The sequence below is a fragment of the Pseudomonas sp. Pseusp16 genome, assembly GCF_047324915.1.
In the GTDB taxonomy this organism is placed as follows: Bacteria; Pseudomonadota; Gammaproteobacteria; order Pseudomonadales; family Pseudomonadaceae; genus Aquipseudomonas; species Aquipseudomonas fluorescens_CD.
Genome location: NZ_CP168522.1, coordinates 5,699,112 through 5,714,592 on the forward strand (window position 1 = coordinate 5,699,112; position 15,481 = coordinate 5,714,592).

At 60.7% G+C, this 15,481-nt stretch carries 12 protein-coding genes; 7 read left to right on the plus strand and 5 right to left on the minus strand.

Annotation, left to right across the window (positions count from 1 at the left end; all coding sequences use genetic code 11):
- Positions 1 to 74: 74 nt before the first annotated feature.
- From rsmA to ACEN8Q_RS25815, 4 genes are read right to left on the minus strand one after another with little or no spacing between them, the layout of a single operon-like run.
- Positions 75 to 893, minus strand: a complete 819-nt coding sequence (rsmA, locus tag ACEN8Q_RS25800; protein ID WP_413424168.1) for a 16S rRNA (adenine(1518)-N(6)/adenine(1519)-N(6))-dimethyltransferase RsmA — start codon at positions 891 to 893, stop codon at positions 75 to 77.
- Entirely contained in the window at positions 890 to 1,879 is a 990-nt protein-coding gene (gene pdxA, locus ACEN8Q_RS25805) for a 4-hydroxythreonine-4-phosphate dehydrogenase PdxA (RefSeq protein ID WP_413703926.1), read from the minus strand. The genes rsmA and pdxA overlap by 4 nt, the downstream gene beginning before the upstream one ends.
- Positions 1,876 to 3,192, minus strand: coding sequence for a peptidylprolyl isomerase SurA (surA, locus tag ACEN8Q_RS25810; RefSeq protein WP_413703927.1), 1,317 nt, complete (start codon positions 3,190 to 3,192; stop codon positions 1,876 to 1,878). The genes pdxA and surA overlap by 4 nt, the downstream gene beginning before the upstream one ends.
- Complete coding sequence (locus ACEN8Q_RS25815) at positions 3,173 to 5,971, minus strand: LPS-assembly protein LptD (RefSeq protein WP_413424174.1); 2,799 nt, start codon at positions 5,969 to 5,971, stop codon at positions 3,173 to 3,175. Before ACEN8Q_RS25815 ends, surA begins: the two co-directional genes overlap by 20 nt.
- Positions 5,972 to 6,101: 130 nt before the next feature.
- On the opposite strand from ACEN8Q_RS25815, the gene ACEN8Q_RS25820 reads away from it, so the two are divergent.
- From ACEN8Q_RS25820 to ACEN8Q_RS25830, 3 genes are read left to right on the plus strand one after another with little or no spacing between them, the layout of a single operon-like run.
- Positions 6,102 to 7,121: an aminoglycoside phosphotransferase family protein gene (locus tag ACEN8Q_RS25820; RefSeq protein WP_413424176.1), complete on the plus strand. Its 1,020-nt coding sequence runs from the start codon at positions 6,102 to 6,104 to the stop codon at positions 7,119 to 7,121.
- Complete coding sequence (gene murU / locus ACEN8Q_RS25825; protein WP_413424178.1) at positions 7,118 to 7,789, plus strand: N-acetylmuramate alpha-1-phosphate uridylyltransferase MurU; 672 nt, start codon at positions 7,118 to 7,120, stop codon at positions 7,787 to 7,789. The genes ACEN8Q_RS25820 and murU overlap by 4 nt, the downstream gene beginning before the upstream one ends.
- A 1-nt stretch (position 7,790) precedes the next feature.
- Positions 7,791 to 8,558, plus strand: a complete 768-nt coding sequence (locus tag ACEN8Q_RS25830) for a TerB family tellurite resistance protein (RefSeq protein WP_413703928.1) — start codon at positions 7,791 to 7,793, stop codon at positions 8,556 to 8,558.
- Between the two features lie 39 nt (positions 8,559 to 8,597).
- On the opposite strand, the gene ACEN8Q_RS25835 is transcribed toward ACEN8Q_RS25830, so the two are convergent.
- Complete coding sequence (locus ACEN8Q_RS25835) at positions 8,598 to 9,587, minus strand: alpha/beta hydrolase family protein (RefSeq protein WP_413703929.1); 990 nt, start codon at positions 9,585 to 9,587, stop codon at positions 8,598 to 8,600.
- Between the two features lie 73 nt (positions 9,588 to 9,660).
- On the opposite strand from ACEN8Q_RS25835, the gene ACEN8Q_RS25840 reads away from it, so the two are divergent.
- From ACEN8Q_RS25840 to ACEN8Q_RS25855, 4 genes are all read left to right on the plus strand, one after another.
- Complete coding sequence (locus tag ACEN8Q_RS25840) at positions 9,661 to 12,057, plus strand: PAS domain S-box protein (RefSeq protein WP_413424184.1); 2,397 nt, start codon at positions 9,661 to 9,663, stop codon at positions 12,055 to 12,057.
- A gap of 46 nt (positions 12,058 to 12,103) precedes the next feature.
- Positions 12,104 to 12,757, plus strand: coding sequence for a response regulator (locus ACEN8Q_RS25845; protein WP_413424186.1), 654 nt, complete (start codon positions 12,104 to 12,106; stop codon positions 12,755 to 12,757).
- A gap of 343 nt (positions 12,758 to 13,100) precedes the next feature.
- Complete coding sequence (locus ACEN8Q_RS25850) at positions 13,101 to 14,225, plus strand: ABC transporter ATP-binding protein (RefSeq protein WP_413424188.1); 1,125 nt, start codon at positions 13,101 to 13,103, stop codon at positions 14,223 to 14,225.
- A 48-nt stretch (positions 14,226 to 14,273) separates the two neighbouring features.
- Positions 14,274 to 15,317, plus strand: a complete 1,044-nt coding sequence (locus tag ACEN8Q_RS25855) for an ABC transporter substrate-binding protein (protein WP_413424190.1) — start codon at positions 14,274 to 14,276, stop codon at positions 15,315 to 15,317.
- The last annotated feature ends 164 nt before the right edge of the window (positions 15,318 to 15,481 follow it).

A 15,481-nucleotide genomic window follows, 5' to 3' on the forward strand; every position in this document is an offset into this window, starting at 1 on the left:
GATGGAGTTCAGTCTAGGCCAAGTATCGGGTAGTAGACCAGAGTGGCGTCCTACCCGATAGCGTTCATCGCCTGTCAGTCAGCGGCGGGCTTTAGTGTTGCTTGTTCACTGAGCTTATCGGCCAGGCGCACGAAGGCGGCCAGGTCGAGTTGCTCGGGGCGCAGGCTGCCATCGACGCCGGCGGCTTCGATTTCGGCATTGCTCAGCAGCAGCTTGAGGGTGTTGCGCAGGGTTTTGCGGCGCTGGTTGAACGCTTCGCGAACGACGCGCTCCAGCAGGCGGTGATCCTTGGCCGGGTGCGGCAGTACCGCGTGAGGCACCAGGCGCACGATGGCCGAGTCGACTTTCGGCGGCGGGTTGAACGCGCCCGGGCCGACGTTGAACAGGTGCTCGACCCGGCAGTGGTACTGAACCATGATCGACAGGCGGCCCCAGTCACCACCACCCGGGCCGGCAGCCAGGCGCTCGACCACTTCCTTTTGCAGCATGAAATGCATGTCACGGATCAGGTGCGAGTTGTGCAAGAGGTGAAAAATCAGCGGCGTGGAGATGTTGTACGGCAGGTTGCCGACCACCCGCAGGCTGCCTGGCGCGGCATTCAGGCTGTTGAAGTCGAACTTCAGTGCATCGCCCTGATGCAGGTTGAAGTTGCTCTTGCCGGCAAACTGCTGGTTGAGGATCGGGATCAGGTCCTTGTCCAGTTCCACCACGTCGAGTTGCGCGCCGCTGCTGAGCAGGCCTTGGGTCAGTGCACCCTGGCCCGGGCCGATTTCCAGCAGGCGGTCTTCTGCCTTGGCATGAATGGAACGCAGGATGCGGTCGATAACGCCGGCATCGTGCAAGAAGTTCTGGCCAAAGCGTTTGCGCGCCTTGTGTTGGTAGTGCTCGGTCATAAACGGGTCTCGGCCATCTGGTAGGCGGTTTCCAGGGCGACTTGCAGGCTGCCGGTGTCGATCTTGCCGCTGCCGGCCAGATCCAGGGCTGTGCCGTGGTCGACCGAAGTGCGGATGATCGGCAGGCCGAGGGTCACGTTGACTGCCGCGCCGAAGCCTTTGTATTTCAGCACCGGCAGGCCCTGGTCGTGGTACATCGCCAGCACCGCGTCGCAGTGCTCCAGATATTTGGGGGTAAACAGAGTGTCGGCGGGCAGGGGGCCTCGAAGGTCCATGCCCTCGCCGCGCAAGCGCTCTAATGTGGGTTCGATGATATCGATTTCTTCATGGCCCAGGTGTCCGCCTTCGCCGGCGTGGGGGTTGAGCCCGCAGACCAGGATGCGTGGCCGGGCGATGCCGAATTTGTTTTGCAGGTCGGCGTGCAGGATTCGCGTGACGCGTTCCAGGCGCTCCGGCGTGATTGCATCGGCAATCTCGCGAAGGGGCAGGTGAGTGGTCACCAGGGCCACCCGCAAGCCGCGTGTGGCCAGCATCATCACCACTTGCGCCGTGTGAGTCAGGTCGGCGAGGAATTCCGTGTGCCCGGAGAAGGCGATACCGGATTCGTTGATCACGCCTTTGTGCACCGGTGCGGTGATCATGCCGGCAAAGTCCCCGTTCAGGCAGCCTTGACCGGCCCGGGTCAGGGTTTCCAGAACGAAGGCAGCGTTGGCCTTGTCCAGTTGCCCGGCGACGACCTTGGCATTGAGCGGTGTATCCCAGACATACAGGCTGTTGGCTGGCGCGGGTGCATCCGGCCAGTTGTCCGGCGTGACCGGCAGCAAGTCGACAGCCACGCCCAGTTGCGCGGCCCGCTCAATGAGCAGGTCGCGGCTGGTAATGGCAATCAGGGGGTGGGGCTGTGCTTGCGAGGCGAGCAGCAGGCACAGGTCGGGACCTATGCCGGCTGGTTCACCGGGTGTCAGCGCGAAACGTTGCGGTTTCACTGCGCTGCCTGGTCGGCGCCAGGGAGTTTGATTTCCACGTACGCTTCGTCACGGATCTGACGCAGCCAGGTTTGCAGCTCTTCGTCGTATTTGCGGTTACGCAGAACGGTCATTGCTTGCTGCTCGCGGGCCTGTGTGGTGCTGTCGGTGGCGCGACGACCAAGAACTTCCAGGACGTGCCAGCCGTATTGAGTCTGGAACGGCTTGGACAGCTGACCTTGCGGGGTCTTGGCCATCACTTCGCGGAACTCGGGCACCAGCGCGTTCGGGTCGATCCAGTTCAGGTCGCCGCCGTTGAGGGCGGAGCCCGGGTCTTCCGAGTAGCTTTTCGCCAGTTCGCCGAAGTCTTCGCCAGCCTCGATACGGCTGTAGAGCGACTGGGCCAGGGCCTTGGTTTTCGCTTCGTCGCGGATCGGGCTTGGTTTGACCAGGATGTGGCGCACATGCACTTCATCGCGCATCTGGGTCTCGCCGCCACGCTTGCCGAGGATCTTCAGGATAATGAAGCCGCCCGGCGTGCGCATTGGCTGGGTGACGTCACCCACTGGCATGGTGCTCAACAGGCGATCGAACGGCGGTGGCAGTTGAGCGGCCTTACGCCAGCCCATGTCGCCACCTTCCAGAGCGGTTTCGCTGGCGGACTTGGCGATTGCCAACTGACCGAAGTCAGCGCCTTGCTTGAGCTGCTGGTAAATCGCATCGGCCTGTTTGGCTGCATTCTGAATCGCGTCGGAGTTGGCGCTTTCCGGTGTAGGAATCAGGATGTTGGCCAGATGGAACTCTTCGGACAGCTGCATTTTGCCCAGGTCGGAGGCCAGGAAGTTCTTCACTTCCTGCTCAGAGACCTGAATGCGCTCGGCAACCCGACGCTGACGTACACGGCTGATGACCATTTCGCGGCGAATCTGCTCACGTGCGTCGTCATAAGACAGGCCGTCGCGAGTCAGGGCGGCGCGGAATTGCTCGACCGACATGTTGTTGCGCTGGGCAATGGTGCCGACCGCCTGGTTCAACTCTTCATCGGTAATGCGGATACCGGAGCGCTCGCCGATCTGCAGTTGCAGGTTTTCGACAATCAGGCGCTCAAGTACCTGCTGCTCCAGCACGCTGGCCGGCGGCACGGCGGAACCACGCTTGGCAATGGTTTGCTGAACTTCACGAACGCGATGGTCCAGTTGGCTCTGCATGACCACGTCGTTGTCGACGATGGCCACCACTTTATCGATGGACTGTACGGCGGCACTGGCCGCCGTACTCAGGAACAGCGCGCCCAGCATCAGCGGGCGCAGACAATCAGAAAGCTTGGTCTTCACGTTCACGATAACCTTGAATGCCTTTGTCGAGGAAGCTCTCTACCTTGGCGCCAGTCAGGCCGCCGAGTCCCTTCAGAACAATTTGGAGGAAGACGCCATGGTCGCCTTTTTCGTTTTGCGGTGCTTCCTGACTGAACTCGTCATAGGAAACAAAGTAACGGTTGATCAGGCGCAGTTTCCAGCAGCAGTTGTCGTACTCAAAGCCACCGAAGGCTTCCAGGGTACGGCTGCGGTTGTAGTCATACTGCCAGCGGCTGATGGCGTTCCATTGCGGCACGATCGGCCAGATCACCGAGAAGTCGTGCTGTTTGATCTTGTAGTAATCCTTCACAAAACCAGGCTGGCCGGGGACGCCGTAATCGCCCCCACCCACGGTCCACTTACCAGTGTTCTGGTCATAACGGACCTGGTCATTTCGATAGCGATAGCCGGCGTTGATGACCTTGTTCGGGTTGTCTTCAGGTTGGTAGTGAAACATCGCGCTGCCCGAACGAGGGCTGCGGCTGTCCGGGTCCCAGTTATAGTCGGCCGTGGTGCGCCAATCTCGGTTCCAGCGGTATTCGTATTCCAGTGCGTACGGCGAAACGTTGGCTTGCGTATCCTTGCGGGTCTTGGCATCGATACCCGGCAACTGAACTTCGCGGTCCTTGAAGTACATGGCCTGACCGACGCTGACACGTTGACGTTCGAAACCGTTGTCTTCGATCCACCGACTGGTCACACCCAGGGACAGTTTGTTCTCGTCGCCGACACGGTCGGAGCCGGAGAAGCGGTTGTCACGGAACAGCGACGTGTAGTTGAAGGTGGATTCGCTGGTGTCGAATACCGGGATATCTTCCTGGTCGACTTCAGGCACGTACAGGTAGAACAGGCGCGGCTCGAGGGTCTGGCGGTAGTTCTTGCCGAAATACTGGGTATTGCGATCGAAGTACAGGCCGCTGTCGATGCTGGCGATTGGTACGCCGCGGTTCTGGTTGCTGTCGAACGTTCCCAGGAGCTTGTCCTGTTCTGCGGTCTGATTGGCAATCTGACCTTTGCCAGTGCTGTCCAGGTCCAGTTGGTACTGGGTGTACTGGTACTTGAGCTTCGGTGTCAGGAAACCGTACGTCGTGTTCATCGGCAAGCTGATGGCGGGCGCGAGATTCAGGCGGTCACCCGTGGCGCGTGCCAGACCTACAACGTTGGTGTCCAGGCGTGGGGTTACAACACCGTCTTCATCGGAGTAATTGCCGTTCTGCAGATCCCGGTCAAACCGCACGATTTCGGTGTTGTACGAAAAACTCAGACCGTTCGGATGATACGGCAGTGCACCATCAAAGGTGATCTGCGGTAAGCGGTCATACGGCGTAATGTTCGACACGGTCGCCAGCTGATAAGCCTGAGCATTCACGCGAGCCACATAGCTGTCGCCACGATAGCTGACGGAACCCTGCTGGTTCACGAAGTCAGCACTTTTCACGCCGATCTGGTCAGTTTGCAGATCCTGGAAGTAATACGGATCGCTGATTTTGGTGTAGTCGACTTGTGTGTAGACACGTGAGTCGAGGCCACCCTTGTGCTGCCAGTTGTACATGTAGCGGGTTTTTTCGGCGTCGGACTGCTTGTCGCGCTCGTCGCTTTCGTCGTTGAGGTACGACGCACCGAACTGGCCTTCGCTGGACTTGGTCAGGTAGCGGAATTCGCCTTCCATCAACAAGCCGTGCTTTTCCATGTAGCGCGGGTACAACGTGGCATCGTAGTTCGGCGCCAGGTTGAAGTAGTACGGGGTAACCAGCATGAAGCCGGTATCGCTGCCGGTGCCGATGCTCGGCGGCAGGAAGCCGGACTGACGACGGTCGTCGATCGGGAAATAGATGTACGGCGTGTACAGGACCGGAATGTCCTTGACCCGCAGCGTCACGTTGGTCGCCGTACCGAAACCGGTGGCCGGGTTAAGGGTGATGTTGTTGCCCTTGAGCTGCCAGGCGTTGCTGTTCGGTTCGCACGTGGTGTACGTACCATCCTTGAGGCGGATGATCGCGTTCTCGGCACGCTTGGCGTACAACGCATTACCGCGGATGCGCGATTTGTGCATCACGTATTCGGCGTTGTCGACCTTGGCTTCACCGGTGTCGAGCTGCACATCGGCGTGGTCGCCGACGATCAGGGCGCCGTTGTCGCGAATGCGCACGTTGCCGTTCAGGTCGCCACGGCTCTCGGCCTGGTACAGGTTGGCTTCGTCGGCTTCGACCTGCATGCTGCCCTGACGCATGACAACGTCGCCGGCCAGGGTCGCAACCTGCTCATCCTGCTTATAGCGGGAGGCTTTTGCGCCGATAAAGGTTGGAGCGTCACTTTTATTCGTCTTGTCATTCATGCCAGGACGAATCGGTTCGACATAGGAACCAGAGCAATAAGGACCGGTTTCGGCCAATTGTGCGGCGGTGAGCTGCTCGCGGGGAACCCAGTCGAGGTGACTGTAGTCTGCGCTACGCGACTTCAGGCCACGGCCTTTGGATTCGGTGACCAGCACTGGCTTGGCGCCGGTGTCTTCGCTGGAACCGTTCTCGGCCGGGGTTTCGCCGGTAGCGGAGACTGCGCTGCCCTCATGGACGGGACGCGGTGGCAATGCAGCCGCCGGCGTCTTTGGCGCGCAGTCCCAGGAACCCGAAGCAGAGACTGAGCAGTCAAACTGTTCCGCAGCGACCACGTAGGAAGTGGCAAGGGGTTGCAGCGCCAGCAAACTGCCGGTAACCAACAACGGAAATTTTTTACGAAACGCGGGGGATTTCAATGCCATCTTATTAGTCCGGGCTTCCTGCGTGCCATCTGCCCGCGGTGTGGGCCGCACGCCTCTCGATGGTCTGAAAAAGATGCTGGATAATAAAGCATGACCCGCTTGACGGCTAGCGCCGTCGGAGACCCTTGCAATGCCTGATCAAGATGTACGCTTGCAACACCTGAAAGTTTGGCTCGATGAGCAATTGACAACCCTTTTTGCCGAGCAGGGTTGGGGCACAGTCCCCCCGGCCACGTTGACTGCGGCCAGTAGCGACGCGAGTTTCCGGCGGTATTTCCGCTGGGAAGGCGATGGCAGAAGTTTCATCGTGATGGACGCGCCGCCGCCCCAGGAAAATTGCAAACCCTTCGTGGATATCGCCTTTTTGCTGGCGAAATCCGGAATAAACGTGCCGAAAATTTATGCCGAAGACCTCGAGCGCGGTTTTCTTTTGCTCAATGACCTGGGCAACAAGACCTATCTGGACGTCATCGACAGCGAAAACGCCGATGATTTGTTCGAGGATGCCCTGCAAGCGTTGCTGGCTTTCCAGCAGTTGCCGATGGTTGCGCCGCTGCCGAGCTATGACGTGGCGTTGCTGCGACGTGAACTGGAACTGTTCCCCGAGTGGTACGTGAAGCGCGAATTGGGTATCGAGTTCGACGCGGCGCAGCAAGTACTCTGGCAGCAGGTCAGCGATCTGTTGATCGACAGCGCCCTGGCACAACCCAAAGTTCTGGTGCATCGCGACTACATGCCGCGCAACCTGATGCTCAGCGAGCCCAATCCCGGCGTGCTGGATTTCCAGGATGCGGTGTATGGCCCGGTGACCTACGACGTGACCTGCCTGTTCAAAGACGCTTTCCTCAGCTGGCCCGAGGAACGAGTGCATGGCTGGCTCGAAAGCTACTGGCGGCGGGCGGGCGCCCTCGGTATTCCGGTTCAACCCGGGTTCGAGGACTTCCTGCGTGCCAGTGACCTGATGGGTGTGCAGCGGCACCTGAAAGTGATCGGCATCTTTGCCCGTATCTGTCATCGCGACGGTAAACCGCGCTATCTGGGCGATGTGCCGCGTTTCTTTGCCTATATAGATGCAGTGATCGCTCGCCGTCCTGAACTGGCCGAGCTGGATGTGCTGTTGGCCAGTCTGCGTGCCGGAGTGACAGCATGAAGGCAATGATTCTGGCCGCGGGCAAAGGCGAGCGCATGCGCCCCTTGACCCTGACCACCCCCAAACCGCTGGTTCGTGCCGGCGGGGTGCCGCTGATCGAGTATCACCTGCGTGCGCTGGCGGCTGCAGGGTTTACCGAGATCGTGATCAACCATGCCTGGCTCGGTCAGCAGATCGAAGACTATCTTGGCGATGGATCGCGCTATGGCGTGAGCATCCGGTACTCGGCGGAAGGTGAGCCCCTGGAGACCGGCGGCGGGATTTTTCGCGCATTGCCGTTGTTGGGGGATGAAGCGTTTGTCGTGGTCAACGGCGACATCTGGACCGATTACGACTTCAGCGTGTTGCACCAGCCCATCGTCGGGCTAGCTCATTTGATTTTGGCGGACAATCCGGCGCATCACCCGAGCGGGGATTTCACCCTGGTCGATGGCCATGTGCAGGATAGTCAGCCGGATACATCAACCCTGACCTACAGCGGCATCGCCGTGTTGCATCCGCAGCTGTTCGACGGTTGCGCCGCGGGTGCCTTCAAGCTCGCGCCGCTGTTGCGTAAAGCCATGGCTGACGGCCAAGTGACCGGCGAGCAACTGAAAGGGCACTGGGTCGATGTCGGCACCCACGAGCGTCTGGCCGAAGTTGAATCATTAATAGAAGCGAGCCGCTGACATGCTGTGGCCAGGGACTCTGATTGGAGCCGGAGCAGGCTATGCCATAGCCAGCATTCCGGGGGCCTTGCTCGGCGCGTTGTTGGGGCAGGCGCTGGACCGGCGCCTGCACCTGCAGAGCTGGGGGCACTTGCGGGAAAAGCTGGGCGGTCGCCCGGTGTTGCGTAACGATGAATTGCTGTTTGTCCTGTTGGGGCGCCTGGCCAAGTGCGACGGCCAGGTGATGGCCGGGCACATCGATCAGGCCCGGGCGGAAATGCGCGCGCTGGACATGTCCGAGCCGGCCCGGCGTCGTGCGATTGCCGCGTTCAATCGCGGCAAGTCGGGCCGCGACCGGCTACGCGGTTATCTGCGTCGCCTGAGTGCCCAGCCCCATGCGGCGGAAGGTGTGTTGCGCGCCTGCTGGCGAATGGTGTGGGCCGATGGTCGTGCCGGCAGCAGTGAGCGTGAATTGATCGGCCAATGGGGCAAGTGGCTGGGCTGGACGCCCCATCAGGTGCAGGCACTGGCTCACGACTATGAGCCGCAGAAGCGGCCATTGGCCAACAACGTACCAAGTTATCAGGATGCGTTAAGGCTTCTGGGGGTGTCGGCCACCACTGAACCGGCACAGATCAAGCGTGCTTACCGGCGCCTGCTCAGTCGCCATCATCCGGACAAGATTGCCGGCAGTGGCGCGACGGCGACGCAGGTTCGTGAGGCCACCGAGCGAACGCGTGAACTGCACAACGCCTATACGCTGATTCGGGAGCGGCGCGATTTTCGCTAGCTCTGGCTGAGGTGTTGTTTGTGATGGCGCCTCGGTCTGTCAGTCCGCCGGGGGCTGCGGATTCAACCAGCCCCGCACCCGCCGGAACAGTTGCTCCTGTTCTGCCTTGGTATCCGGCAACGCCTTGAGCGCGACCTGGCTGAATGCCGATGACTTCAAGCGCTTGCTGGCTTGCAGGCGTTCCAGTGCCGCGTTGCGGTCCGGCGCTTTGTCTTTGTAGTAAATATCGGCGGTCGGCAGTTTCAGGGTCGAGGTCAGTTCCGTCAGCTCGGGCTTCACTGTCACCGGTGTCCGGGCGGCAACCATCACCAGCTTTTCGACTTGCGACGGCTGCTTCTCGCTCAGGTAGCGCGCGGCCCAATAAGCACCGGTGCCGTGCCCCAACACCACGATGCTGCGGGCGTTTTGCTGTTCGGCGAAGGCGAGCGCGGCGTCGATCCGGGCGAAGATGCGCTCGGCATCTGCCCTGGATTGTTCTTCGGTGGTTTCGGCGACGGCCTTGTCGGTCACTTCGGCCTCACCACCGGCCGCCTGCTCGATGGGGGCAGCGGTGGTCGAGTCTTTACTGCCGGTTTCGGGAGCCTTGGGAGCCGGCGCTGCTTCCACGATTCGTGGCGCAATGGCATCGCTTTGCAGGTCCGGCAAGGTGATACTCAGGCTGCTCCATTCGGCGTCCGGCAATTTGCGCCGCAAAGGACCGACCGCTTGCGGCCAGTCAACGGTTTCGCCGGCGCCCGGGATGATAATCACCGCACCTTTGGGTTCGGCGGTATTGGCCGGTTTCCACAAGGCCAGAAACGTGTCGGTGCCCGCTTGCAGTTGTTGCTGTTCCAGAGCCGGGACTTTTCGCTCAAGTGCAGTCGCTTCTTCCTGACTACGCTCAGGCAGCAGCTGACGTTCGAGTGGTTTTGCTTCGGCAGTTTTTTCTGCTGCGCCAGGTGCCGGGTCGGCCGCCTCGACGGAAAAAGCGCAAGGCAGGATCAGCGACAGGCACAATGCTGGCAGTGCCAGGCGGTAGACAGGGGGCATTGGATATTCCAGGCCAGAAGTTGTTCCGGCAGCCTAATGGGTTGGTGAGTATTTGTCTGTGTGTGAGAGTTCAATGATGCGTTTTCGCTGCCTGTGGGTTATCGGCTGTTTGTGGTTTCCCTTGATGGGTTGGGCGGCGCCCGCGCCCCCGGCGCATGTTGCGCAGCTGACCCCGAAACAACAGCACTGGCTGACGCAGCAGAGCGAGTTGCGGGTCGGTCTGGTGTTGCAGGCGCCCTATGCGCAATACGATCGCCGCTTGCAGCGCCTGTCCGGGGTGAATGTCGATTTGATGAAGTGGCTGGCAAAGACCCTCAACGTCGAACTGAGCTGGCGCAACTTTCCCGACCTTGAACAATTGGAAGCCGCGGCCCGCGAGGGCGAAATCGACATCGCCCCGGGGCTGACCCAAACCCCTGGCGGGTTGCGCCTCTGGCAGTTTTCCGACCCCTACATGCGGGTGCCGCAACTGGTGGTCAGCGACCAGAAAAGCGCCGGCGCGGTCGAGCTGGAAAAGCTCGACAACCAGACCCGCGTTGCTGTGCGCATGCCCAGCGCCATCGCTGATTACCTGCACGGCAACTATCCGCACCTGAACCTGCAAGGCGTCCCGATGGAGCGCCAGGCATTACAGTTGCTGACGGGCCAGCAGGCGGCTTATGCGGTGGTCGATGAGGCGCAATTGGGGCGCCTGTCCGTCGAGCCGGAGTTCGCCGGGTTGGTGGTGGTCGGGGATGTCGGCCTGCCGCAGCTGCTGCGGGTAGCCACGCGCCGCGACAAGCCGGAACTGGCGGGCATCGTCGAAAGTGCATTGCGGGCGATCCCGGCCAAGGATCTGGAACAACTGCACAATCAATGGCTGCAACCCAAGTATCCGCGGCTCACCGAGTCCCCCGGGTTCTGGCAAAACCTCTGCCTGTTACTGGTCGTGCTGACGATGAGCTGCATGGCTATCGTGTTCTGGCAGCGCCGCCAGCAGCACAACCTGGAGCAACGCTTGATGGCCGCGCAGGAAGACATTGCCTTGCGTGCGGCCAGCGAAGAGGCGCTGCGGCTCACCCAGTTTTCCATTGACCAAAGCACCGTCGGCATCCTCTGGGTCAACTGGGACAGCCACGTGCGCTATGCCAACCGCGCGGCGGAAAGCATGCTCGGCTATCCACCCGGCGGGATCATCGATCGGCCCTTGATCGATTTCGAACCCGGTCTGCACATGGACCGCTGGCTCAATCTGTGGAAGCGCGCCAGGGCCAGTGAAGAGGGCCCGCAAAGCTTCGAAACCAACTGTGTGCGCGCCGACGGCAGCACTCTGCCGGCCGATGTCTCGTTGAGCTTTCTGCGCTTTCGCGATGGCGAATACCTGGTGGTCTACCTCAACGACGTCACCGAGCGGCGCCGCGCCCTGGCCGCCTTGCAGGAAAGCGAGGCGCGGCTGCAGGGTATCGCCGCCAACGTTCCGGGCCTGGTTTTCCGACTGGAGCGGGCGCCGGTGACCGGTCAGATCGACTTTGCCTACATCAGCGAAGGCAGTGAAAGCCTGGTGGGTTACTCGCCGGCCACGCTGGCGCATCGCGATAAAGGCCTGCGCAGCCTGGTGCATCCGGATGACAAGGCCAGCTATCACCAGACCCAGGATCATGCGCTGGATACCGACAGTGACTGGTCGTGGCAAGGGCGGATCCTCACCCGTCAGGGCGAGCAGCGCTGGGCGGAAATCAAGGCCATCACGCGTCAGCTGGAAGACGGCGCCTATGTCTGGGACGGGATCGTCTGGGACATCAGCGAGAGCAAGCGCATCGAACTTGAACTGGCCAGCTCCCGGGAACAACTGCGTGAGTTGTCCGCGCACCTGGAAAGCGTGCGCGAAGAAGAAAAGGCGCGCATCGCCCGGGAAGTTCACGATGAACTGGGTCAGATGCTGACGGTGCTCAAGCTGGAAACCTCCATGTGTGAACTGGCTTACGCGCAACTCGATCCGGGCCTCAACGAACGCCTGGGCAGCATGAAGCGCCTGATCGCTCAACTCTTCCAATTGGTTCGCGACGTGGCGACCGCATTGCGCCCGCCGATTCTCGACGCCGGCATTGCCTCGGCTATTGAATGGCAGGCCCGACGATTCGAGGCGCGTACGCAGATTCCGTGTCTGGTGCAGGTGCCGGATAATCTGCCGGTGCTCAGTGACGCCAAGGCCATTGGCCTGTTCCGGATCCTTCAGGAAGCGTTGACCAATGTCATGCGGCATGCCCAGGCGCATACTGTTGAACTGACGCTGACGCTGGAAGGCGACGAGTTGTGTCTGACGGTCAGCGATGATGGCGTAGGATTTGTCGCTGCGCCTGGCAGGCCAACGTCCTTTGGGATTGTCGGAATGCGCGAGCGGGTGTTGATCATGGGGGGTGAGTTATCCCTTGAGAGTGAGCCGGGTGAAGGCACGACCCTGAGTGTGCGCGTTCCGCTGGATGCAGCCTGAACAGGTTGTGTTGACTGTACCGACGCTTTCGCGGGCTTGCTCGCGAATGATCTTGAAACTGGAGAAAAACGTGATCCGTGTACTGGTAGCCGAAGACCACACCATCGTCCGTGAAGGCATCAAGCAGCTGATTGGCCTGGCCAAGGACTTGCTGGTGGTGGGGGAGGCGAGCAACGGCGAGCAGTTGCTCGACACCTTGCGTCATGTGCCCTGCGAAGTGGTGTTGCTGGACATCTCCATGCCGGGCGTCAATGGCCTGGAAGCCATTCCGCGAATTCGCGCCCTGAACAATCCGCCGGCGATCCTGGTGTTGTCGATGCACGACGAAGCACAGATGGCCGCCCGGGCGCTGAAGGTCGGGGCCGCCGGTTATGCAACCAAGGACAGCGATCCGGCACTGTTGCTGACGGCCATTCGCAAAGTGGCGTCAGGCGGGCGTTACATCGACCCGGAACTGGCCGACCGCATGGTCTTCGAGGTCGGCCTGACCGACTCGCGTCCATTGCATTCGTTGCTCTCCGAGCGCGAATTCTCCGTGTTCGAACGCCTGGCCCAGGGTGCCAACGTCAACGACATTGCCCAGCAGCTGGCACTGAGCAGCAAGACCATCAGCACCCACAAGGCGCGGCTGATGCAGAAGCTCAACATCACCTCGTTGGCCGAGTTGGTGAAGTACGCAATGGAACACAAGCTCCTCTAAACCACACCAAAATCCAGTGTGGGAGCGGGCTTGCTCGCGAAAGCAGTATGTCAGTCGACATATCCGGGTCTGACACACCGCTTTCGCGAGCAAGCCCGCTCCCACAGGTTCTGTGGTGGCATATCCATTTACGACATCCTGCAAATCCGCTTTTGCCTTTGCTCATGGCTTGTAGCTGACCGCTCGCCACTGCACTTGCCAAACCGCGCCATCCTTGTAGGGCAATCCCTACCCCCGGCCTTCCATCCGGCTGAGGCGAATCTCTCTTGCGCCCCGATTTGCGTGGTCCCCAGCGTCCACTAGGCTTAACCCCACAGCAGTCATCAATAACAAAGGTGTGGGTATGAGCCAGGTCGATTCAAGCGCAGGGGCCAATGATGTTCTGGTCAGCTTTCGTGGAGTGCAGAAGAGCTACGACGGCGAGAACCTGATCGTCAAGGACCTCAACCTGGACATTCGCAAAGGCGAATTCCTCACCTTGCTCGGGCCGTCCGGCTCCGGCAAGACCACCAGCCTGATGATGCTCGCCGGCTTCGAAACGCCGACCGCGGGCGAAATCCTGTTGGCCGGGCGCGCCATCAACAACGTGCCGCCGCACAAGCGCGACATCGGCATGGTGTTCCAGAACTACGCATTGTTCCCGCACATGACGGTGGCCGAGAACCTGGCGTTCCCGCTGACCGTGCGCGGCATGAACAAGAGCGACGTCAGCGCCCGGGTCAAGCGCGTGCTGAGCATGGTCCAGCTCGATGCCTTCGCCCAGCGTTACCCGGCGCAGCTTTCCGGCGGTCAGCAACAGCGTGTGGCATTGGCCCGCGCGCTGGTGTTCGAGCCGCAACTGGTGCTGATGGACGAACCCCTCGGCGCACTCGACAAACAACTGCGTGAACACATGCAGATGGAGATCAAGCACCTGCACCAGCGCCTGGGCGTAACCGTGGTCTACGTGACCCACGATCAGGGCGAAGCCTTGACCATGTCCGACCGTGTGGCGGTGTTCCATCAGGGCGAAATCCAGCAGATCGCACCACCGCGCACCCTCTACGAAGAGCCGAAAAACACCTTCGTCGCCAACTTCATCGGCGAGAACAACCGCCTCAATGGCCGTCTGCACAGTCAGACCGGCGACCGCTGCGTAGTCGAACTGGGGCGTGGTGAAAAAGTTGAAGCGCTGGCGGTGAATGTCGGCAAGACCGGCGAGCCGGTGACCCTGTCCATCCGTCCGGAGCGCGTGAGCCTCAATGGCTCCAGCGACCAATGCGTCAATCGCTTCTCCGGGCGAGTCGAGGAATTCATCTATCTGGGCGACCACGTCCGGGTTCGCATGGAAGTCTGTGGCAAGACCGACTTCTTCGTGAAGCAACCGATTGCCGAGCTTGATCCCGGGCTGGCGGTTGGTGATGTGGTACCGCTTGGCTGGCAGGTCGAGCACGTTCGTGCACTCGACCCACTTCTAGAGGCGAATTGATCGCCCCGGCTTCAACAACACCAACCCTGCACGTGGAGAGAACAATAAATGTTGAGATCCCTGAAATTCACCGCTCTGGCACTGGGCATGATGGGGGCAGCAAGCGCAATGGCTGCTGGCCCGGACCTGACCGTGGTGTCCTTTGGCGGGGCGAACAAGGCGGCTCAGGTCAAAGCCTTCTACGCACCGTGGGAAGCGGCAGGCAACGGCAAGATCGTGGCCGGTGAGTACAACGGCGAAATGGCCAAGGTCAAGGCTATGGTCGACACCAAGAGCGTGTCCTGGGATCTGGTAGAGGTTGAATCTCCGGAACTGTCCCGTGGTTGCGACGAAGACATGTTCGAGCAGCTTGATCCGAAGTTGTTCGGCAAAACCGAAGACTACGTCAAAGGCGCGATCCAGCCATGCGGCGTGGGTTTCTTCGTGTGGTCGACCGTGCTGGCCTACAACGCCGACAAGCTGAAATCCGCACCGACCAGTTGGGTGGATTTCTGGGACACCAAGCAGTTCCCGGGCAAGCGTGGCCTGCGTAAAGGCGCCAAGTACACCCTGGAATTCGCACTGATGGCCGACGGCGTTGCGCCGAAAGACGTCTACAAAGTACTGGCTGGCAAAGATGGTCAGGACCGTGCGTTCAAGAAGCTCGATGAGCTCAAGCCGAACATCCAGTGGTGGGAAGCTGGCGCACAGCCGCCGCAATACCTCGCTTCCGGCGACGTGGTCATGAGCTCGGCCTACAACGGCCGGATCGCTGCCGTGCAGAAAGAAAGCAACTTGAAAGTGGTGTGGAACGGCGGCATCTACGACTTCGACGCATGGGCCATCCCGAAAGGCCTGGACAAGGCGCGTGCCGAAGCAGCGAAGAAGTTCATCGCCTACTCGGTGCAGCCACAGCAGCAGAAGACCTACTCGGAAAACATCGCCTACGGTCCGGCCAACACCCAGGCCGTACCGCTGTTGGCCAAGGATGTCCTGAAAGACATGCCGACCACCCCGGAAAACATCGCCAATCAGGTGCAGATCGACGTCAGCTTCTGGGCGGACAACGGCGAGCAACTGGAACAGCGCTTCAACGCCTGGGCTGCCAAGTAAGCCCGCTCCGCGGGCTTACGCTGTAGGAGCGAGCTTGCTCGCGAAGACGTCAGCACATTCAGCATCGTTGATGACTGACACTCCGCCTTCGCGAGCAAGCCCGCTCCCACATTAGGGTTGTGTATTAAACGATCGAGGTGGTTTCCCGCCTCTGCAATGATCAA